The 19,571-nt window shown below is 67.3% G+C and carries 16 protein-coding genes and 1 tRNA gene; 9 read left to right on the forward strand and 8 right to left on the reverse strand.

From position 1 onward, the window contains the following. Positions 1–105: 105 nt before the first annotated feature. On the forward strand, positions 106–480 hold the full coding sequence (locus QP512_RS19495) for a hypothetical protein (RefSeq protein ID WP_286070326.1): 375 nt from the start codon (positions 106–108) through the stop codon (positions 478–480). Between the two features lie 94 nt (positions 481–574). Here QP512_RS19495 and QP512_RS19500 read toward each other — a convergent pair whose 3' ends face one another. Together QP512_RS19500 and QP512_RS19505 are read right to left on the reverse strand one after the other, a co-directional pair. Then, positions 575–1,114, reverse strand: coding sequence for a pseudouridine synthase (locus tag QP512_RS19500; RefSeq protein ID WP_286072073.1), 540 nt, complete (start codon positions 1,112–1,114; stop codon positions 575–577). Between the two features lie 241 nt (positions 1,115–1,355). Then, positions 1,356–2,213 carry a methyltransferase gene (locus QP512_RS19505; RefSeq protein WP_286070327.1) on the reverse strand — a complete coding sequence of 286 codons (858 nt, stop codon included), beginning with the start codon at positions 2,211–2,213 and terminating at the stop codon, positions 1,356–1,358. 169 nt (positions 2,214–2,382) lie between these two features. Here QP512_RS19505 and QP512_RS19510 point away from each other — a divergent pair, with 169 nt between their 5' ends. The 4 genes from QP512_RS19510 (at position 2,383) to QP512_RS19525 (ending at position 6,812) form a co-directional block, all read left to right on the forward strand. Next, positions 2,383–3,339, forward strand: a complete 957-nt coding sequence (locus tag QP512_RS19510) for an aldo/keto reductase (protein ID WP_286070328.1) — start codon at positions 2,383–2,385, stop codon at positions 3,337–3,339. A gap of 644 nt (positions 3,340–3,983) precedes the next feature. Further along, a tRNA-Thr gene (locus tag QP512_RS19515) sits at positions 3,984–4,057 on the forward strand. Positions 4,058–4,410: 353 nt separating this feature from the next. Further along, positions 4,411–5,535, forward strand: coding sequence for a slipin family protein (locus QP512_RS19520; protein WP_286070329.1), 1,125 nt, complete (start codon positions 4,411–4,413; stop codon positions 5,533–5,535). Positions 5,536–5,591: 56 nt separating this feature from the next. Next, positions 5,592–6,812: an RtcB family protein gene (locus tag QP512_RS19525; RefSeq protein ID WP_286070330.1), complete on the forward strand. Its 1,221-nt coding sequence runs from the start codon at positions 5,592–5,594 to the stop codon at positions 6,810–6,812. Between the two features lie 41 nt (positions 6,813–6,853). Here QP512_RS19525 and QP512_RS19530 read toward each other — a convergent pair whose 3' ends face one another. Further along, entirely contained in the window at positions 6,854–7,759 is a 906-nt protein-coding gene (locus tag QP512_RS19530) for an NAD(P)/FAD-dependent oxidoreductase (protein WP_286070331.1), read from the reverse strand. Next, positions 7,749–8,204 carry an Rrf2 family transcriptional regulator gene (locus QP512_RS19535; RefSeq protein WP_286070332.1) on the reverse strand — a complete coding sequence of 152 codons (456 nt, stop codon included), beginning with the start codon at positions 8,202–8,204 and terminating at the stop codon, positions 7,749–7,751. The genes QP512_RS19530 and QP512_RS19535 overlap by 11 nt, the downstream gene beginning before the upstream one ends. Positions 8,205–8,388: 184 nt before the next feature. Between QP512_RS19535 and QP512_RS19540 the strand changes: the two genes are divergently transcribed. After that, positions 8,389–10,509: a methyl-accepting chemotaxis protein gene (locus tag QP512_RS19540; protein WP_286070333.1), complete on the forward strand. Its 2,121-nt coding sequence runs from the start codon at positions 8,389–8,391 to the stop codon at positions 10,507–10,509. A 91-nt stretch (positions 10,510–10,600) separates the two neighbouring features. Here the strand turns inward: QP512_RS19540 and QP512_RS19545 are convergent, their stop codons facing one another. Continuing rightward, on the reverse strand, positions 10,601–11,503 hold the full coding sequence (locus QP512_RS19545) for a LysR family transcriptional regulator (protein ID WP_286070334.1): 903 nt from the start codon (positions 11,501–11,503) through the stop codon (positions 10,601–10,603). A gap of 105 nt (positions 11,504–11,608) precedes the next feature. On the opposite strand from QP512_RS19545, the gene QP512_RS19550 reads away from it, so the two are divergent. Beyond that, complete coding sequence (locus tag QP512_RS19550) at positions 11,609–12,823, forward strand: MFS transporter (protein ID WP_286070335.1); 1,215 nt, start codon at positions 11,609–11,611, stop codon at positions 12,821–12,823. Between the two features lie 86 nt (positions 12,824–12,909). Beyond that, a complete protein-coding gene (gene dkgB, locus QP512_RS19555) occupies positions 12,910–13,719 on the forward strand; it encodes a 2,5-didehydrogluconate reductase DkgB (protein ID WP_281055774.1) in 810 nt (269 codons plus the stop codon). A 106-nt stretch (positions 13,720–13,825) separates the two neighbouring features. Here dkgB and QP512_RS19560 read toward each other — a convergent pair whose 3' ends face one another. After that, complete coding sequence (locus QP512_RS19560) at positions 13,826–14,533, reverse strand: alpha/beta hydrolase (RefSeq protein ID WP_286070336.1); 708 nt, start codon at positions 14,531–14,533, stop codon at positions 13,826–13,828. A 98-nt stretch (positions 14,534–14,631) separates the two neighbouring features. On the opposite strand from QP512_RS19560, the gene QP512_RS19565 reads away from it, so the two are divergent. Beyond that, a complete protein-coding gene (locus QP512_RS19565) occupies positions 14,632–15,012 on the forward strand; it encodes a YbjQ family protein (RefSeq protein ID WP_010482286.1) in 381 nt (126 codons plus the stop codon). A gap of 61 nt (positions 15,013–15,073) precedes the next feature. On the opposite strand, the gene QP512_RS19570 is transcribed toward QP512_RS19565, so the two are convergent. After that, positions 15,074–17,794, reverse strand: a complete 2,721-nt coding sequence (locus QP512_RS19570; protein ID WP_286070337.1) for a bifunctional acetate--CoA ligase family protein/GNAT family N-acetyltransferase — start codon at positions 17,792–17,794, stop codon at positions 15,074–15,076. 117 nt (positions 17,795–17,911) lie between these two features. Then, on the reverse strand, positions 17,912–19,282 hold the full coding sequence (mgtE, locus tag QP512_RS19575) for a magnesium transporter (RefSeq protein WP_286070338.1): 1,371 nt from the start codon (positions 19,280–19,282) through the stop codon (positions 17,912–17,914). Positions 19,283–19,571 lie beyond the last annotated feature (289 nt).

Below are 19,571 nucleotides of genomic sequence, written 5' to 3' on the forward strand. Positions count from 1 at the left end.
TCCTGAATGGCTGCGGTAAAGTCACGCTACGTGCGGCGTCGACTGACATACCGTTTACGGGCAACACGCGACACTGGACTTCGACCCGAGGCAAAGGACCCCCGCATGAGCAAGCTGACCGTAATCACCGACCGCGCTCTGGAGCGCGCCCTGGAGCTGGCCCACACCGCCGGCGATGGCCTGAAGAGCGCCGGTGGCAGCCTGCGCAACGCGGACTGGATCAAGACCGGCGCCGCCCTCGGCGCAGTGAAGACCGGCGGCAAGGTCGCCACCAAGTTCGCCCGCCGCAATCCGGCCGTGACCATTGCCGCGGCTGCCGTCGGCGTCGGCCTGCTCGGCTATGCGCTGTACCGCAAGCAGCAGAAGAAGAAGGCTGCCAATGGCCACGTGGTGAATGGGCAGGCGCAGCGCATCAATGCACGTGACCGCCGCAACGCCACGGTCGTGGACGAACACAGCGATATCGGCAGCGACGCCTGAGTTGCCGGGTGGGTCGGATCCCTTCCGCAGGAAGGGCTCTGACCCCAACAGCCTGTGAGGGCCGGACGCCACAAGGCCTCCGGCCCTTTCTGTTTCAGCCAATCTGCCGCCACTGTCCCGGCTGCAGATCGTCCAGCCGGTACGGCCCCATCGACACGCGCACCAGGCGCAGCGTCGGCAGGTTCACCGCCGCTGTCATCCGTCGCACCTGGCGGTTGCGGCCCTCGCGGATGGTGATCGCCAGCCAGCTATCGGGCACGGTCTTGCGGAAGCGTACCGGCGGATCGCGCGTCCACAGCGACGGCGCCGGATCGAGGCGCTCGATCTTCGCCGGCAGCGTCGGCCCGTCGTTGAGCACCACGCCGTCGCGCAGCTGTTGCAGCTGCTCATCGCTGGGCGTGCCTTCGACCTGCACCCAGTAGGTCTTGTCGGCCTTGTGCCTGGGATCGGTCAACCTGTGCGCCAGCGTACCGTTGTCGGTCAGCAGCAGCAGGCCCTCGCTGTCATGGTCGAGCCGGCCAGCGGCGTAAACACGCGGCGGCAGGCCGAACCCGGCCAGGGTCGGCCGCGGCGGCATGCTGCGGTCGGTGAACTGGCAGAGCACGTTGAAGGGCTTGTTGAAGGCGATCAGCATTGCGGGCACGGCGGGCGGCGGATGAGGCATTGTCCCACGCCTCGCGCCAGGCAACTGTAGAACCGGAGGCAGCGGCAGGAGCCGCCGCCAACGTCGCGTGCGACGGTCCGAAGGGTGCCGGTCAGGACGGCCGGCATTGCCCACGCTCGGCTGCTGTTGTGCTCCGTCGCGCTGCGCGCGATGAGCCGAGCATCGGCTCGGCTCTACAGGGCAATCCGCGCTGGCAATACGGCGTCCCGGTTTACGGCTTGATGAAGCGCAAGGTCATGCGATCGCTCTCGCCGATCGCCTGGTACTTCGCATCGTCGGCCTTGTCGTGCTGGTTGGTCGGCGGCAGCGTCCACACGCCGTTCGGGTGGTCCTTGGTGTCCCGCGGGTTGGCGTTGACCTCGCTGCGCGCATCCAGCTTGAAACCAGCCGCCTCGGCCATCGCGATCACCTGCTGCTGGCCGACATAGCCGGTGTCATCGTCGTCGGCTACATCGGCCTTGGCGCGATGCTCGACCACGCCCAGCACGCCGCCCGGCTTGAGCACGTTGAAGAAGCCCTGGAACATGCCCTGCGCCTGGCCGGCCTTGCGCCAGTTGTGCACGTTGCGGAAGGTCAGCACCACGTCGGCTGAATTGGCCGGGCCGAACACCGGCTTGGCCGGATCGTAGGCGACCACGGCAGTCTTGCCGAACTGCGCCGGTGCGTCGGCGTACTTCTTTTCCAGGCTGTCGCGGCTGCGCTGCTGGTAGTCACGGCCGCGGCCTTCGGGTACGGCCATCGGGTCGACCACGGCGGCGACGTAATGACCCTTGTCATGCAGCAGCGGCGCCAGGATCTCCGAGTACCAGCCGTTGCCGGGGGTGATCTCGATGACGGTCTTTTCCGGAGCCACCCTGAAGAACGACAGCGTCTGCGCCGGATGACGGAAGCCATCGCGCTTGACGTTGTTGGCATCGCGGGTGGGCGCCTTCACCGCCGCGTCGATGGCCGGCGAGACCTCGATCTTCGCCGGCGCGACCGTGGCCGGTGCGGCGAACGCGGGAACAGCAGCAAGCAGGGCCGAAGCAAGCAGCAGTCGGCAACCACGCAGGGACGAAGCAGGCATCATCGGGACGACTCCAGCGGAAGATGCGGCGAGACTAGCAGCCACGGCGTCCCAGGTGTTCACAAAACGTTAGCGGCGTGCGCGCCGCGGAACACTGTTTTGTGGTCGTCGCCGCAGCACGGTCACACATCGCGTTCTATTCTGGAGCACTTCCCCCAAGGAGTCCGTGCCCATGACGGCAACCCGCGAACTGGGCCGTTCCGGCCTGCATGTACGTCCGCTCGCCTTCGGTGGCAACGTGTTCGGCTGGAGCGCCGATGAGAAGGCCAGCTTCGCCCTGCTCGATGCCTTCGTCGACGCCGGTTTCAATCTGGTCGACACCGCCGATGTGTACTCGGCCTGGGTGCCGGGCAACGTCGGCGGCGAATCGGAAACACTGATCGGCAAGTGGTTCGCGCGCAGCGGCAAGCGTGACAAGGTGGTGCTGGCGACCAAGGTGGCCAAGTGGGCCGAACGCCCCGGCCTGACCCCGGACAACATCACTGCGGCGGTCGAGGATTCGCTGCGCCGCCTGCAGACCGACGTGATCGATCTGTACCAGGCCCACGAGGATGACGAGTCGACGCCGCTGGAAGCCACGCTGGCTGCGTTCGGCCGCCTCATCGAAGCCGGCAAGGTACGTGCGATCGGTGCCTCCAACTACAGCGCCACGCGCCTGGCCGATGCGCTGAAGGTGTCCACCGACTACAAGCTGCCGCGTTACGAAACCCTGCAGCCGGAGTACAACCTGTATGACCGCGCCGGCTACGAAAAGGAACTGGAACCGCTGGTGCAGCGCGAGCAGATCGGCGTGATCGGCTACTACGCGCTGGCCAGTGGCTTCCTCAGCGGCAAGTACCGCACGCCGGCCGATGCAGCCAAGAGCCCGGCGCGTGGCGAGAACGTAGTGAAGCGCTATCTGAACCCGCGCGGCCTGCGCATCCTGCAGGCGCTGGATGACGTGGCCAGCAAGCACGGCGCCAGCGCCGCACAGATCGCGCTGGCGTGGCAGATCGCGCGGCCGTCGATCACTGCGCCGATCGTCAGCGCCACCAGCGTCGAACAGCTGCACGATCTGCTGGCAGCGGCCAACCTGTCGTTGAGCGTGCAGGACGTCGCGCAGCTGGATGCCGCCAGCGCGGAAGCCTGAGTTGTAGTGCCGGCCGCTGGCCGGCATTGCACAACAGCGAAGAAAATAATTGAACAAAATGGTTGCGCGCGACTAAATCGTGGTTTATCGTGCGCACCTCGTTTCAACGACCACTGGAAAACTCCCTTGAACGCGCATTCCGTCGCCACCGCCAAACTACTGCCATGCCTGCGCATGGACGTGCTGGCGCGCGCGTTCGGCAAGGAAGACCAGCTGACAACGGCCTGATACCCGTCCTGCGGAGATCGGCCACCCCGATCTCCGAGGCCTGACGACGCCCTCGGAACGCACGTCCCGGGGGCGTTTTCGTTTGCGTCGGCACAAGGACCCACGATGCCAGAACTGCACCCCGCGCGGCAACCCGCCGCTCACTGACCCAGGTTTCTTCGCCGCACCGGAGGATTTTCTCCGCGTGCATGGCAACGCCTGGACATTATCTGCATCGCACCCAAACATTATCGCTCGCCGATAATGTCGGTGGCCTGCACCTTCGATTCTCCAACGGTCCCGTTTCCACCACGGGCTGGTGCGCGCGGCGTTGCCGTGGCGTATGCCGGAGGTCGCGGACATGCCATCGCCTGGATCGCCTGCTGGAGGCAGGCACCGGTTCGCCGGTACGCGGTTCGATTCCGCGCGGTCCCCAACTGGATAGCTCAGCTTGGTCAGAGCAACGGATCCGTAATCCGTCTGTCGTGGGTTCGATTCCCACTCCAAACCACATGACCTGTCACGTCATGACTTGAAGCAACACCCGGGGCGCAAGCCCCAGCGGCCATCGTCGCCGGTCCTGCGAACGCCTTCGGGCGTTACAGGAAGGGCAACGGACCGCACGCCGGGCCTCGGCCTGTCACCACTACCTGCCCCACGCTGTGCCGGCGCTGTCTGCCTGCAGCGATGGCCGCAAGGGTGATGACGCACCGCAGGCTCCGCGCGTGGACCGTCCACCGATGGCCGCCCTCTTCCGCCGGCTGCGCGTGGTGTGCAACCGGCCTTGCCACGACCTGTTCGACCCGGGTCATGGAATTCATTCCATCGGGTCGAACCACCAGAGCCATACAAGGAGAGACTCCCATGTTCTGGACCATCAAGGTCGTGATCGGCGACGGCGAGCGCGGCCTGGTGTATCGCAACCGTCGTTTCCAGCAGATCCTGCTGCCGGGTGTGCACCGCCTGTCGCTGCTCGGCGGCCGCCCGCACGTGGACATCCACAACGCATCGAAGGGCGCGGCCTACACCGGCAGCGACCAGGACAGCCTGATCGAAGCGCTGGGCGCGACGCTGGACACGCACTTCGTGCTGGCCAACGTCGGCGCCGGCGAGGTCGGCCTGCTGCTGCGCAACGGCCGCATCGACGAGGTGCTGCCGCCGGGCAGCCGCCGTCTGTACTGGCGTGGTTCGGTCGACACCCAGGTGCGCGTGCTGGCACTGGGTGACGAGCCGTACGTGCCGGTGGACGTGCAGCAGCGCCTGGGCCAGCTGGGCGTGCTGCCGCGTGTGGCGGTGATCAGCACCGTGCCGAGCGATTCGGTCGGCCTGCTGTTCATCGACGGTACGCTGCGGCAGACGCTGGATGCCGGTCTGCACGCGTTCTGGAACTTCAACGGCAACGTGTCGGTGGAGCGTGTGGAGCTGCGTGCACGGTCTCTGGACGTGTCCGGCCAGGAACTGCTGAGCCGCGACAAGGTGACCCTGCGGGTGAACCTGGCCGCGACCGTGCAGGTGGTCGACCCGGTGCGTGCACACCGCACGCTCAGCAATGCCGATGAGTTCATCTATCGGCAGCTGCAGTTCGGCCTGCGCCAGGCGATCGCCGCTCGCAGCCTGGACGAACTGCTGGGTGACAAGGCCGCGCTGGACGGCGAGATTGCCGCCCACGTGCAGGGCGCGATCGAGGGCCACGGTGTAAGCCTGCTCGGCGTCGGCATCAAGGACGTGATCCTGCCGGGCGAGATGAAGGAGATCCTCAACGGCGTGGTGCTGGCCGAGAAGCAGGCCCAGGCCAGCGTGATCCGTCGCCGCGAGGAGGCCAACGCAACGCGTTCGCAGCTCAACACCGCAAAGCTGATCGAGGACAACCCGGTGCTGATGCGCTTGAAGGAGCTGGAGGCGCTGGAGAAGGTCACCGAGAAGATCGACAAGCTCACCGTGTTCGGCGGCCTGGATGGCGTGCTGAAGCAGCTGGTGACGATCAGGTAGGGGGTAGCGGCGGCGCAGGGACGCGCCGCCGGCCCATCAAGGACTTCAACAAGACAATGGACACTCAACACAACTATCAATGGCTGCACGCCGAGGGCACCACGCCGATCAAGGGCTGGGTCAACGGTGTGCCGCTGGAAGCACAGGCCCACGAGCAGCTGCGCAACATCGCCGCGATCCCGTTCGTCGGGCCGTGGGTGGCGGTGATGCCGGACGTGCACCTGGGCAAGGGCGCGACCGTGGGTTCGGTGATCCCGACCCGTGGTGCGATCATCCCGGCCGCGGTCGGCGTCGACATCGGCTGCGGCATGGCGGCGGTACGTACCACGCTGCGCGCCAACGACCTGCCCGATGACCTGCGGCAACTGCGCAACAGCATCGAGCGCAGCATCCCGGTCGGCAATGGGCGCGGTGGCGAGCATCACCGCATGCCCGACAGCATCCACACCCGGCTGGTGCAGTCCGGACTGGCCGCCGGCCTGGAGAAGATCAAGGACAGGCACCGCAGGATCCGCACCGACAAGCTGGACCGTCAGCTGGGCACGCTGGGCGGCGGCAATCACTTCATCGAGCTGTGCCTGGACGAGACGGACACGGTGTGGGTGATGCTGCACAGCGGCTCGCGCGGCACCGGCAACCTGATCGGCACGTACTTCATCGAGAAGGCGCGCGAGGAACTGGCACGGCGTGTGCTCGGCTTCCACCTGCCGGACAAGGACCTGGCGTTCTTCATGGAGGGCGAGCCGCTGTTCGACGACTACGTTCAGGCGGTGTCGTGGGCGCAGGACTACGCCCGGCAGAACCGCGAGGCGATGATGTCGCGGGTGCTGGCCGAGATGCGCCACCGCTTGCCAAAGTTCCAGCTGGCCGCGGTGGCGGTGAACTGCCACCACAACTACGTGCAGAGGGAAACGCATCACGGCCAGGAGCTGCTGGTGACACGCAAGGGCGCCGTCAGCGCGCGCGAGGGCGAACTGGGCATCATTCCCGGCAGCATGGGCACGCGCAGCTACATCGTGCGCGGCAAGGGCAACGCGGACAGCTTCCACAGCTGCAGCCACGGTGCCGGCCGGGTGATGAGCCGCGGCACGGCACGCCAGCAGATCACGCTGGCCCAGCATCGCGAGGCCACCGCACACGTTGAGTGCCGCAAGGACAGCGGCGTGCTGGACGAGTCACCGGCGGCGTACAAGTCGATCGATGATGTCATGGCCGCCCAGCTGGACCTGGTGGACGTGGTGCACACGCTGCGGCAGGTGCTGTGCGTGAAAGGGTAATGGAACGGTGCCGGCCAAGGCCGGCACCCACCGGAACACGTTCAGCGCGCCACGCTGTCTTCAGTCACCAGCGCGTGGTGCACGCCGATGCCCGCACGCACGCCCTCGGCAGCAGCCAGGGTGATGTTGCCAACCGTGGTTGCATCGCCGGCGGCGTACACGTTCGGCAGCGAGGTCTGCTTCATCGCATCGACCTCGATCAGCACGCCCAGCGGGCTTTCCACCAGGGTGCAGCCCAGCTGCTGCACCAGCGGCGTCGCCATCGTCTGCGTGGCCGGCACGAACAGCGCGCGTTGCGCGATGCGGCGGCCATCAGCCAACTCCACTTCCAGCCAGGTCGGCTGTTCGCCCTGCACGCCCACCACCGGCGCGGTCTCGATCTGCACGCCGCGCTGCTGCATGGCGGCCCGCTCCTCATCGGTGATCGGCAGGCCCTGGCTGAAGAAGGTGACATTTCCCCAATCGGCGAACAGCGGCGCCTTGCTGGCGGACATCGGGTGCCCACCAAGCAGACCGATTGCGCCACCACCCACTTCGTAGCCATGGCAGTAGGGACAATGCAGCACGGTGTTGCCCCAGCGCTCGGCCAGCCCCGGCAGCTCCGGCAGCTGGTCGGTGATACCACTGGCCAGCAGCAGCTTGCGAGCAGCCAGCACCTGGCCGTCAGCGGTGTGCACTTCGACGCCTGCGGCGGTGGCGGATGCCTGCACGGCCTCGGCGTGCAGCCAGCGTACGCTGGGGTAGTCCAGCAGTTGCTGGCGCGCGGTCTTCAGCAGCTCGGCGCCACTGGTGCCATCCAGCCCCAGCACGCCATGCGAATGGCTGGCGAAGCGGTTGCGCGGCAATCCGGCGTCGATGACCGTGACCGGGCGGCGGGCACGGGCCAGGATCAGTCCGGCGGCGATGCCGGCATAGCTGCCGCCGACGATGAGCACATCAGGATTCATGGTGACCTTCCAGCGAGCGGTGATGGGCGAGATGACGGGCGAAGTCGGCGCCGAGTTGATCCAGCGTGGTCGCCTGCAGGCGCGCTTCCAGCACCCGCTGCGCCTCGCGCGCGCCCTCCAGCAGGGCGTTGTTGACCAGCTGCTGGATGGGGCAGCCCTGGCCGGCATTCCGCGTGCCGACCTGCACCAGCGCAGGCGCCCCGACGGCCAGATAGATGTCGTGCAGGGTGATCGTGGCGGCATCGCGTGCCAGCTGGCTGCCACCGCCATGGCCACGCGTGCTGTTCACCAACCCGGCCTTGTGCATCTGCGCCAGCAGGCGGCGGATCACCACCGGATGGGTCGGCAGGCACGCGGCCAGCTGTTCGGAGGTGCGCGGGCCCGGCTGGCCAACCAGGTGGGCCATCACGTGCAGCGCATCGGAGAGGGGGTTCGCTGATTTCATGTAACTACCATAGTTACATTTAAATCACCTGTCGAGGGTCTGCTTTCGTTCCATATGGACACATATGTCCTATTAAATGTTTCCTTCACATCGCTAAATGAAACGGGAATGTGATTCACGTCGCACTTCAGAGCGGAGTGGCGCGGGCCGATACCGAATCGCCCCTTCCCGAGAGTCCTTCCACATGAATGCGTCTGTCCGTGCACCGCGCCTGCAGTCCAAGCTGCTTGGTGCGGTCTCCGTTGGCTTGGCCGTGGTCCTGTTGTGCGCCCTCGCCGGCCTGGCCACCGCCTGGTTGAAACTGTCCACCGAGGTTCCGCCCGAAGTTGCGCACAGCCGCGATGCAGAACGCCTGCAGCGCGAGTTCCGCGGCCAGGTGCAGGAATGGAAGAACGTGCTGCTGCGCGGCCACGACGATGCCCTGCGCCAGCGCCATCTGGATGCCTTCGACAGCGAGGGCCGTCTGGTCGAGCAGCTGGCCAAGGGCCTGGTGACCAGCCCGGACGCGCGCACGCGTGAACTCGCAAAGGCCTTCATCGGCCTGCACGCGCAGTTGCAGAAGGACTATCACGCTGCCCTGCAGGCATTTGCAGAGGCCGGCTACGACCCCGCCGCCGGCGACAACCTCGTGCGCGGCAAGGATCGCCCGGTGGCGACGGCACTGGATGCGCTGAGCACGCACGCCACGCAGGTGGCCGAAGCGGCGGTGGCCGCGCGTTCTCAGCAGGCACGGCAGACGTTGTTGCTGTGCGCGGCGCTGACCGTGCTGGCCGCGGCGCTGCTGCTGATGGGCCTGGCCTGGTGGCTGCGGCGTGCCGTGGTGCAGCCGGTGCTGGCAGTGGAAGCCGCCGCCCGTGCGGTGGCCGCCGGTGATCTGCAGCATGTGGTGCAGGTGCGCAGCCGCGACGAGATCGGTCGCCTCGCGCAGGCCATGCAGGCGGTGCAGTCGACACTGCGCGGCGTGCTGGATGCACAGGCCGCGATGGCGCAGGCGCATGAGGCCGGCACCATCAGCCACCGCATGGACGCCAGCGCCTTCCCCGGCGCCTTCGGCACCATGGTGGCCGACAGCAACACGCTGGTGGATGCGCACATCCAGGTGAAGATGCGCGCGATCGCGATCATGGGGCGTTACGCCGTCGGTGACCTCAGCCAGGACATGGAACGCCTGCCCGGCGAAAAGGCCGTGATCACCAATGCGTTGGATACCGCCAAGGCCAATCTCGGCATGATCAACGGCGAGATCCGCCGCCTGGCCGAAGCCGCCGCCGCCGGCGACTTCAGCCAGCGTGGCGACAGCGCGCGCTTCGAGCATGACTTCCGCGCGATGGTCGACGGCCTGAACCGCCTGATGCAGGCCACCGAGCTGAACCTGGGCGAGGTTTCCAGCATGCTGCGCGCGATTGCCGACGGCCGTCTGGGCGCGCGCATGCACGGTGATTTCCAGGGCGTGTTCGCGCGCATCGCCGGTGACGCCAACACCACCGCCGCGCAGCTGGCGACCATCGTCACCGACATCAAGCACGCCTCCGGCAACATCCACACCGCCGCCGCAGAGATCGCCGCCGGCAACAATGACCTGTCGCGCCGCACCGAACAGCAGGCCGCCAACCTGGAAGAAACCGCTGCCTCGATGGAGGAACTGACCTCCACCGTGCGCCAGAACGCCGAACACGCACGCCAGGCCAACCAGCTCGCGATCGGCGCGCATACGGTCGCCTCGCACGGCGGCAGCGTGGTCGGCCAGGTGGTGGCGACGATGGGTGCGATCGAGACCTCGTCGCGGCAGATCGCCGAGATCATCAGCGTGATCGACGGCATCGCCTTCCAGACCAACATCCTGGCGTTGAACGCCGCAGTGGAAGCCGCACGCGCGGGCGAGCAGGGTCGCGGCTTTGCGGTGGTGGCCAGCGAAGTGCGCACGCTGGCGCAGCGCTCGGCCGCCGCCGCCAAGGAGATCAAGGCACTGATCGAGGCCTCGGTGGAACAGGTCGGCCACGGCGCGCAGCGCGTGCGCGAGGCGGGCGACACCATGGCCGAGATCGTGGCGTCGGTGCAGCGCGTGACCGACATCATGGTCGAGATTTCCGCGGCCTCGCAGGAACAGAGCGCTGGCATCGAGCAGGTCAGCCAGACGGTGATCCAGATGGATGGCACCACCCAGCAGAATGCCGCGTTGGTGGAGGAGGCCAGTGCCGCCGCGCGCAGCCTGGAACAGCAGGCGAACCGGCTGATCGATGCGGTGGATGTGTTCGATCTGTCGACCGCCGCCGCAGCGAAGGATGCGCTGGCGCGCGCAGCCTGATCCTTTGCAGGCAGCCGAGCGCGGGCTCGGCTCTACACCGGGCCGTCAATCGTTCCGGGCTCTGTAGAGCCGAGCCTGCGCTGGGCGCACATCAACGCAGGTAATCGCTCTGCGCCATTGCTTCACCCAGGTAGTCCAGGAACGAACTGATCCGCGCCGAAACGGCGGTGTTGCGGTAGTACACCGCATGGATCGGCTGGTACACGTCCAGCGTCTGCGCAGACAGCACCGGCACCAGCGTGCCGGCGGCGCGGTCGCGGTCGGTCACAAAGTCGGACAGGCAGGTGATGCCCACGCCTTCCACTGCCAGCCGGCGCAGCGTCTCGCCGCTGGACACCGCGATGTCCGGGTGCACCCGCAGCAGGCCATCGGCATCGCCCGGCAGTGGCCAGTGATTCAATGATTCCGGTTCGTTGAAGCTGAGCAGCGTGTGCTGGCCCAGCGCCGCCACGCTGGCCGGTTCGCCATGTGCGGCCAGATAGGCCGGGCTGGCCACCAGACGCAGCCGGCAGCGGCCCAACGGCCGCGCATGCAGGGTGGAATCGGCCAGCGGCCCGATCCGGATCGCCAGGTCGGTGCGCCGTTCCAGCAGGTCGATGTAGCGCTCGGAGCTGTTCAACTCCAGCTGCACTTCCGGATAGCGCGCACGATAGCCGGCGACCAGCGGCGCGATCACATGCAGCACGAACGGCATCGCCGCATCCACGCGCAGGCGTCCGGCCGGGCGCTCGCGGCGGGCGGCCATCTGTTCCTCGGCCGATTCCACCGCGTCGATGATCGCCCGGGCATGGCGCAGGTAAGCTTCGCCCTCGGCGGTCAGGTGCAGGCGGCGCGTGGTGCGGGTCAGCAGGGTGGTGCCCAGCTTGTCCTCCAGCCGCCCCAGCGCACGGCTGACGCCGGAGGGCGTCTGCCCCAGCTGCTCGGCCGCGGCGCTGATCGAACCGCTGTCGATCACCGTCAGGAACGCCTGCATTTCATCGAGGGTGGTTTTCATGCCGCCATTATTGACCACGCGGCAAGAGTGATTGGCGTGAAGATGGGTTTTTAGGCAAAGGTGGACCGCGCACACTGCGCGCCTTCCTTCCCTCTGGAGCCTGCCATGATCCGTGGCATTCCCCTTGCCCTGCTGGCCCTGACCCTCGGTGCCTTCGCCATCGGCACCACCGAGTTCGTCATCGTCGGCCTGATTCCGACCATCGCCGCCGACCTGCAGGTCAGCCTGCCCTCGGCCGGGCTGCTGGTGTCGCTGTACGCGCTGGGTGTAGCGATCGGCGCGCCGGTGCTGACCGCGCTGACCGGCCGCGTGCCGCGCAAGACCCTGCTGGTGGCGCTGATGGTGCTGTTCACCGTCGGCAACGTCATCGCCTTCCTGGCGCCGGGCTACACGTCGCTGATCGCCGCGCGCATCCTCACCGGCCTGGCACATGGCGTGTTCTTCTCGATCGGCTCGATCATCGCCACCGCGGTGGTGCCGAAGGAGAAGGCAGCCAGTGCCATCGCCATCATGTTCACCGGCCTGACCGTAGCGCTGGTGACTGGCGTGCCGCTGGGCACCTTCATCGGCCAGCACCTGGGCTGGCGCGCCACCTTCCTGGCCGTGGCCGGGCTCGGTGTGATCGCACTGCTGGGCGCGCTGCTGTTCGTGCCGCGCAGCGTGCCGCAGAGCGCCCCGTCCAGCTTCCGCCAGCAGATGGCGGTGCTCGCCCAGCCGCGCCTGTTGCTGGTCTATGCGATGACCACGCTGGGTTATGGCGGCACCTTCCTGGCGTTCACCTACCTGGCGCCCATCCTGCAGGACGTCACCGGTTTCTCGGCCAACGCGGTCAGCCTGGTGCTGCTGGTGTACGGCGTATCGGTGGCGATCGGCAACCTGTGGGGCGGGCGCCTGGCCGACCGCATGGGCCCGGTGCCCGCGCTCAAGCGTATCTTCGCGCTGCTGGCCATCGTGCTGTTCGCGCTCACCTTCACCGCCTGGAACGCCTGGCTGATGCTGCTGACCGTGCTGGCGCTGGGCGCCGTGGCATTCGGCAACGTGCCCGGCCTGCAGGTCTATGTGGTCAAGCAGGCGCAGCGCTATGCACCGCAGGCCACCGACGTGGCCTCGGGCCTGAACATTGCCGCCTTCAACATCGGCATCGCGCTGGGCGCCTCGCTGGGCGGCCTGGTGGTGGAGCACGTCGGCCTGATGCACACGCCGTGGCTCGGCGCGCTGGTGGTACTGGGCGCCTATGCGCTGACCGTGCTCAGCGGCCGCCTGGACCGTCGTGATGGCATCGAGGATCGTGCCGACGGCATCGCCGTGGCCGCGCACTGATCCATGCAATGCAGCGTTGCCGGCATGCATACGGCACCTGTCCTACCCTCTTTCCCTTGCAACTCCCTCCCCCCTTGGAGCTTTCCATGACTGTTCCCGCCTTTGGCCTTGGTACCTTCCGCCTGAAAGACCAGACCGTGATCGACTCGGTGCGCAATGCACTGGATGTCGGCTACCGCGCCGTCGATACCGCGCAGATCTATGGCAACGAAGCCGAAGTCGGCCAGGCCATCGCCGAGTCCGGCGTGCCGCGTGATGATCTGTACCTCACCACCAAGGTGTGGATCTCCGAGTTCAAGCACGATGCGCTGCTGGCCAGCCTGCGTACCAGCCTCGAAAAGCTGCGCACCGACCGCGTCGACCTGGCACTGATCCATTGGCCCTCGCCGAACGACAAGGTCGACGTGCCGATGGAGGAGTACCTGCCGGCGCTGGCCGAAGCCAAGGCGCAGGGGCTGACCAGGGCGATCGGTATCTCCAACTTCACCATCGCCCAGACCCGCAAGGCGATCGAGATCCTCGGCGCCGATGCGATCGCCACCAACCAGATCGAGATCCATCCGTACCTGCAGAACCGCCTGCTGGTGAAGTTCCTGCAGGACAACGGCATCCACATCACCGCCTACATGAGCCTGGCGTATGGCGAGGTGATCAAGGACCCGGTGATCCAGGCCATTGCCGGCCGCCACCAGGCGACGCCCGCGCAGATCGCACTGGCCTGGGCCCTGCAGCAGGGTTACTCGGTCATTCCGTCTTCGACCAAGCGCGAGAACCTGGCCAGCAACCTGGACGCGGCCGCGATCCGGCTGACCGACGAGGACATGGCGCAGATCGCCAAGCTGGATCGGGGGCACCGCCTGGCCAATCCGGAAGGCATTGCGCCGGCCTGGGATTGATGGCGACCGCGGTTGCGGAACCGAATCGGTAGGTGCCGACCTGCGTCGGCACTGACCTGTGATTGATCGTTGAAACAGCGTGCCGACCCAGGTCGGCACCTACCGTTCACTCCGTGCCCTGCAGCAACCACCCACGCATCGCTGCACTGACTTCTTCAGGCTTCTCCATCGGCGCCAGGTGCCCGCAATCGAGCACCACCACCAGCTGCGAATGCGGCACCAACGCATGCATTTCCTCGCTCACCGCCAGCGGCGTGATGCGGTCGTTGGCACCGCACACGATCAGCAGCGGATCGCGGTAGCCCGCCAGCACGTCATGGCCGTCGCGCCGCTCCAGCGCACTCTGGCGCAGGAATACCTCCGCCCCCAGGCGGGCGGTCATGTCGCGCACGCGCTGCACCAGCACGTAGTCGTCCAGCCGCGAGGCGTCGATGTAGCTGCGCATCAGCGCATCGCCGAAGCCGTGGAACCTGCCCGGCAGGCGCACGCTGGCGCGTTGGCTGCGGCGCTGCTCGGCGCGCTCCGGTGAGTCGGCGTGGATCGAGGTGTCAACCAGCGCCAACTGCACTACGCGCTCCGGAGCGATGCGCAGGATCTGCTGGGCGACGAAGCCACCCAGCGAGAAGCCGGCCAGCGCAAAGCGCTCCGGTGCCTGTGCCAGCACATCCTCGGCCACTGCCTGCAGGGTCTCGCCACGGGTCTGGTCACCCACGGTGCAATCGGCAATGTCGGCCAGGTCTGCCAACTGCGCGCGCCACAGCTCGGCATCGTTGAGCAGGCCAGGCAGCAGCAACAGGGGGATACGGTCGGTCATGGGGATATTGTCGCGCCGGCGGGGTGACGGCACCATGCCGCAACGGGTGATTGCACTGTAGAGTCGAGCAAGCTCGACTCTACGACACGGACGCGACCATGGCAGACCCCTACAACAGCAGCCCCACGTCCCCGCCCGCGCTGCGTTTCGACGATGCGCTGGTCACCACCGCCTTCGAGCTGCCCGGCCATCGCGTGGTGCGCAACCTCGGCGTGGTACGCGGCATCACCGTGCGCTCGCGCTCGATCGTCGGCAATTTCCTCGGCGGCATCCAGACCCTGTTCGGCGGCAACATCACCATCTACACCGAACTGTGCGAACAGGCGCGCGAGGAAACCTACCGCGACATGGTCAAGCACGCGCGACAGTTGGGCGCCAACGCGATCATCGGCATGCGCTACGACGCCACCGATGTAATGACCGGGCTGACCGAGGTGCTGTGCTATGGCACGGCAGTGGTGGTGGAGCCGGTGCGCTGATGCTGTAGAGCCGAGCCCATGCTCGGCTCAGGCGCAGGGGCAGCCGAGCGTGGGCTCGGCTCTACATAGGCGTTTGGGGCACCTCAACCTGCTGCACCGGCAGGGTCACCATCATCACCGTCGGGTCGTCCGGGTCGAGTTTCGTCCTGAACCCCAGGCTCTGGCACATCGCCAGCATGGTGCTGTTCTCGCGCAGCACCTGGCCTTCGACCACGTCCAGGCCCAGCCACTTGGCGTACTCGATCATGATCGCCATCAACCGCCAGCCGATGCCGTGGCCCTTCAGGTCCGAGCGGATCAGGATGCCGTACTCGCCGCGGTGGTAATCGGCATCGGCGTGCAGGCGTACCGCACCGAGCATCTCGCCACTGCGCGGTTCGATCGCCACCAGTGCGATCGAGCGCGCATAGTCCAGCTGGGTCAGGCGCGCGATGAATTCGTGGCTGAAGTGCTTCACCGACTGGAAGAAGCGCAGCCGCAGGTCCTCGTCGCTGACACGGGCGAAGAACGCACGGAACAGTGCATCGTCTTCCGGACGCACCGGGCGCACGAACGCGCGTCCGCCATCGGACAGTTCGATGGTGCGCTCCCACTCCTTGGGATACGGGAACACCGAGAAGCGCGGATGGCCACGGCCCTTGTGCAGGATACGCGACGGCGCCACCGCCACGCGTGCGTCGAGGGCAAGAATGCCCTTGCTGTCGACCAGCAGCGGGTTGATGTCCAGCGTGCGCACTTCGGGAATGTCTGCGGCCAGTTGTGCCAGCTTCACCAGCGCCAGGGCCAGTGCGCGTTCGTCGGCTGCAGGCACATCGCCGTAGGCCTTGAGGATGCGCGAGGCACGGGTCTGCCCGATCAGCTCATGGGCCAGGCGCAGATCCAGCGGTGGCAATGCCAGTGCCTTGTCGTTGATCACTTCCACGGCCGTACCGCCGCGACCGACCACAATGACCGGGCCGAAGGTCGCGTCATCGGCAATGCCGACGATCAGCTCACGTGCCTTCGGTCGGATGATGGTCGGCTGCACCAGCAGGCCATCGATGCGCGCGTCCGGCCGTAGCTGGCGCGCACGCGAGAGGATTGCGTTGGCGGCGCTCTGCACTGCCGGCAGCGTCGTCAGGTTCAGGCGCACGCCATCGACTTCCGACTTGTGCGGAATGTCCGGTGACAGGATCTTCAGCGCCACACTGGCGCCACGCTCCAGCAGCGGCTGCGCCAGGTCCATCGCCTCGTGCGCATCGCGCGCGTGCATCACCGGCGCCGACGGAATGCCGTAGGCCTTCAGCAGCTCATGCGTGGCCAGCGGGTCCAGCCAATGCTGGCCGTTGGCCAGCGCGGCATCGACCAGCGTGCGTGCGGCCGCCGCGTCGACACTGAAGTCCTGCGGCAGGCTGGGAGGCGTCTCCATCAGCGCGTTCTGCGCCTCGCGGTAGCGCACCAGATGCTGGAAGCCGCGCACCGCTTCAGCCTCGGTCGGATAGGTCGGCACCCGTGCTGCGTTGAGCGTGGCGGTGGCCTGGTCATCGTTGCCCAGCCAGACTGCGAACACCGGCTTGTCGCGGTGATGGCGCGGGCGCAGGCCGAGCGTGCGGGTCAGCGCCTGCGCAGCGTCTGCGGACGAGGTGAAGGCGGTGGGCACGTTGACCACCATCACCGCGTCGTTCTCGTTGTCGGCCAGCAGCGCTTCGATGGCGGCGGCATAGCGCTCACCATCGGCGTCGACCACGATGTCGACCGGATTGCTGCGCGACCAGCCCTGCGGCAGTACGGCGTCGAGCTTTTCGACCGTGCTGTCGGACAGGTTGGCCAGCGTGCCACGCAATGCGATCAGCTGGTCCACGGCAAGGCGACCGACGCCGCCGCCGTTGCTGAGAATCGCCAGGCGGCGGCCCGGGAAGGTGCCCAACCGCCCCAGCGATTCGGCAGCGGTGAACAGTTCATCCAGCGCACCCACGCGCAGCAGTCCGGCACGGTTGAACGCGGCGCCGTACACGTCGTCGGCGCGGGCCAGTGCCTGCACATGGGTATCGCGGCTGCCCGGCTGCACGCGCTCGGCGCGGCCGGACTTCACCACCACCACCGGTTTGGCGCGCGCGGCGGCACGGGCGGCCGACATGAACTTGCGCGCGTCCTTGATCTGCTCGACATACAGCAGGATGGCGCGGGTGCGGTAGTCGGTGGCGAAGTAGTCGAGCAGGTCGCCAAAGTCGACGTCCATCGTGTCGCCCAGCGACACCACGGCGGAGAAGCCGACCGAGCGCGCTACACCCCACTCCACCAGCGCGGCGGCAATGGCCGAGGATTCGGAGATCAGGGCGAGGTCGCCAGCCTGCGGGAAGTGCGCGGCGATGCTCGCGTTGAGCCGTGCATGCGGTGCGATCACGCCCAGGCAGTGCGGGCCGAGGATGCGCAGGCCATGCTTGCGCGCCACCGCCTCGACCTGTGCAGACAACGAGCCCGGGCCCTCGCCCAGGTGCGCGGTAAGGATGATCGCGGCCTGCACGCCGCGTTCGGCGGCGGTGCGCACCACCTGCGGCACGATCGCCGCCGGTGCGGTGATGACCACCAGGTCCGGTACCCAGTCCAGATCCTTCAACCGCTTGATCGTGCGGATGCCATCGATCTCGGCATGCCGCGGGTTGATCCACGCCACCTTGCCCGGGAAGCCGGTGCCGCGCAGGTTGCGCATCACCGCGCGGCCGGCCGAACGCTCACGCGGGCTGCCGCCGATCACCGCGACCGACTGCGGACGGAACACAGACTGCAGGTGGTAGGTGCTCATGCGCCTACGGTAACCAAATTCCAGGGCGATGGGGTCAGATCCCTTTCCTCGGGAAAGGGATCTGACCCCCGAGTGACCGTGGCGCGTGCCCGCCAAGGTGGGCACCTACCAGAGCAGTTACAGCAGAGTGCCGTGCAGGATCATCGCGGCGATGCTGAAGTAGATCACCAGCCCGGTCACGTCCACCAGCGTAGCGACGAACGGGGCCGAGGCGCTGGCGGGGTCGAAGCCGAGGCGCTTGAGGATGAACGGCAGCATCGAGCCGGACAGCGAGCCGAAGGTGACGATGCCGACCAGTGCCGCGCCAATGGTGATCGCCAGCAGGATCCAGTGCTCGCCGTAGTCATGCAGGCCGCCCAGCTGCCAGATCACGATGCGCACGATCGCCAGGCAGCCGAGGATGGCACCCAGCACCATGCCGGTCGGAATCTCGCGGATGGCCACCTTCCACCAGTCGCGCAGGCGCAGTTCGCGCAGCGCCAGGCTGCGGATCAGCAGCGAGGTGGCCTGTGAACCGGAGTTGCCGCCTGAACTCATGATCAGCGGAATGAACAGGGTCAGCACCACCGCGCGTGCCAGTTCGTCCTCGTAGTGCTGCATCGCGCTGGCGGTCAGCATCTCACCCAGGAACAGCACGCTCAGCCAGCCGGCGCGCTTGCGCAGCATCTCGAAGAAGCCGATCTGCATGTACGGCTTGTCCAGCGCTTCCATGCCGCCGAACTTGTGCGCGTCCTCGGTGGATTCCTCGATCAGCGCATCCAGTACGTCATCGACGGTGACGATGCCAAGCATCTGCTGCTGCGCATCGACCACCGGGATCGCCAGCAGGTCGTGGCGACGGATCAGCCGGGCCACTTCTTCCTGGTCCATCAGCGCGTCCACCGTCACCGGCGGGTTGACCTGGGCCACGTCCAGGATCGACTCCTCCGGCAGGCCGGTGATCAGCCGGCGCATGGTCACCACCTGCTGCAGCTGCTGGCTGGTCGGGTCCAGCACGTAGATCGCGTACACCGTCTCGCGGGTTCGCTCGACCTGGCGGATGTGCTGCAGGGTCTGCGCAACGGTCCAGCTGGCGGGCACGGCCACGTACTCGGTGGTCATCAGCGCACCGGCGGTGTTCGGCGGGTAGCTGAGCAGCTTCTGGATGGCCTGGCGGGCATCGGTACCGAGCAGCGGGATCAGCCGTGCGCGTTCTTCTTCGTCCAGTTCGTGGACGATGTCGGTGGCCCGGTCATCGGCCATCAGCCCGAGCAGTGCGGCGGCGCGGGCCGGCGGCAATGCGGCCACCAGCTCGCCGCTGCGGTGCAGCTCCGGCGCTTCCAGCATCTTCACCGCACGCGGCAACGGCAGCGCAGCCAGCGTTTCCGCGGCGCGGCCCAGTTCCAGCGTGTTGAGGAATTCCACCGCATCGGCGGTGTTGTAGTTCGCCAGCGGCGCGGCCAGGGCGGCGGCATCGGCCACCGGGCGCAGCAATTGCTTCTGGTTCATCGGGTTTGCCTTGTGGGGGTGCGACCTCGCGCAACGCCAACGCAGGCAAACCGTCCCGATGTCAGGCGGTGGCCATCGCTGGCGTCGAACGAGGTCGACTTCTACTGTCGCTGGACATGGGTTGGGGACTCCGGGATGCGTGTGCTGGCGGACGCGCCGCCAGCGGCGGGCAGTCTGGACCCGTGGACCATGCAGGTCAACCCGGTCCCGCCGCGGCAGCGCCCTGCCCCGCAGGTTGTTCTCGTGCGTACACAGACCGGCGCGCATAATGGCGCGGTGGTGTTCGCCA

It is taken from the genome of Stenotrophomonas sp. 57 (genome assembly GCF_030291075.1).
GTDB lineage: Bacteria > Pseudomonadota > Gammaproteobacteria > Xanthomonadales > Xanthomonadaceae > Stenotrophomonas.

Bases quoted from the DNA above. Each gene is read 5' to 3' on its own strand.
- dkgB (WP_281055774.1), top strand. From the start codon at position 12,910: ATGACTGTTCCCGCCTTTGGCCTTGGTACCTTCCGCCTGAAAGACCAG.
- QP512_RS19550 (WP_286070335.1), top strand. From the start codon at position 11,609: ATGATCCGTGGCATTCCCCTTGCCCTGCTGGCCCTGACCCTCGGTGCC.
- QP512_RS19540 (WP_286070333.1), top strand. From the start codon at position 8,389: ATGAATGCGTCTGTCCGTGCACCGCGCCTGCAGTCCAAGCTGCTTGGT.
- QP512_RS19535 (WP_286070332.1), bottom strand. From the start codon at position 8,204: ATGAAATCAGCGAACCCCCTCTCCGATGCGCTGCACGTGATGGCCCAC.
- QP512_RS19525 (WP_286070330.1), top strand. From the start codon at position 5,592: ATGGACACTCAACACAACTATCAATGGCTGCACGCCGAGGGCACCACG.
- QP512_RS19570 (WP_286070337.1), bottom strand. From the start codon at position 17,794: ATGAGCACCTACCACCTGCAGTCTGTGTTCCGTCCGCAGTCGGTCGCG.
- QP512_RS19560 (WP_286070336.1), bottom strand. From the start codon at position 14,533: ATGACCGACCGTATCCCCCTGTTGCTGCTGCCTGGCCTGCTCAACGAT.
- QP512_RS19545 (WP_286070334.1), bottom strand. From the start codon at position 11,503: ATGAAAACCACCCTCGATGAAATGCAGGCGTTCCTGACGGTGATCGAC.
- QP512_RS19510 (WP_286070328.1), top strand. From the start codon at position 2,383: ATGACGGCAACCCGCGAACTGGGCCGTTCCGGCCTGCATGTACGTCCG.
- QP512_RS19495 (WP_286070326.1), top strand. From the start codon at position 106: ATGAGCAAGCTGACCGTAATCACCGACCGCGCTCTGGAGCGCGCCCTG.
- mgtE (WP_286070338.1), bottom strand. From the start codon at position 19,282: ATGAACCAGAAGCAATTGCTGCGCCCGGTGGCCGATGCCGCCGCCCTG.
- QP512_RS19530 (WP_286070331.1), bottom strand. From the start codon at position 7,759: ATGAATCCTGATGTGCTCATCGTCGGCGGCAGCTATGCCGGCATCGCC.
- QP512_RS19520 (WP_286070329.1), top strand. From the start codon at position 4,411: ATGTTCTGGACCATCAAGGTCGTGATCGGCGACGGCGAGCGCGGCCTG.
- QP512_RS19565 (WP_010482286.1), top strand. From the start codon at position 14,632: ATGGCAGACCCCTACAACAGCAGCCCCACGTCCCCGCCCGCGCTGCGT.
- QP512_RS19505 (WP_286070327.1), bottom strand. From the start codon at position 2,213: ATGATGCCTGCTTCGTCCCTGCGTGGTTGCCGACTGCTGCTTGCTTCG.
- QP512_RS19500 (WP_286072073.1), bottom strand. From the start codon at position 1,114: ATGCTGATCGCCTTCAACAAGCCCTTCAACGTGCTCTGCCAGTTCACC.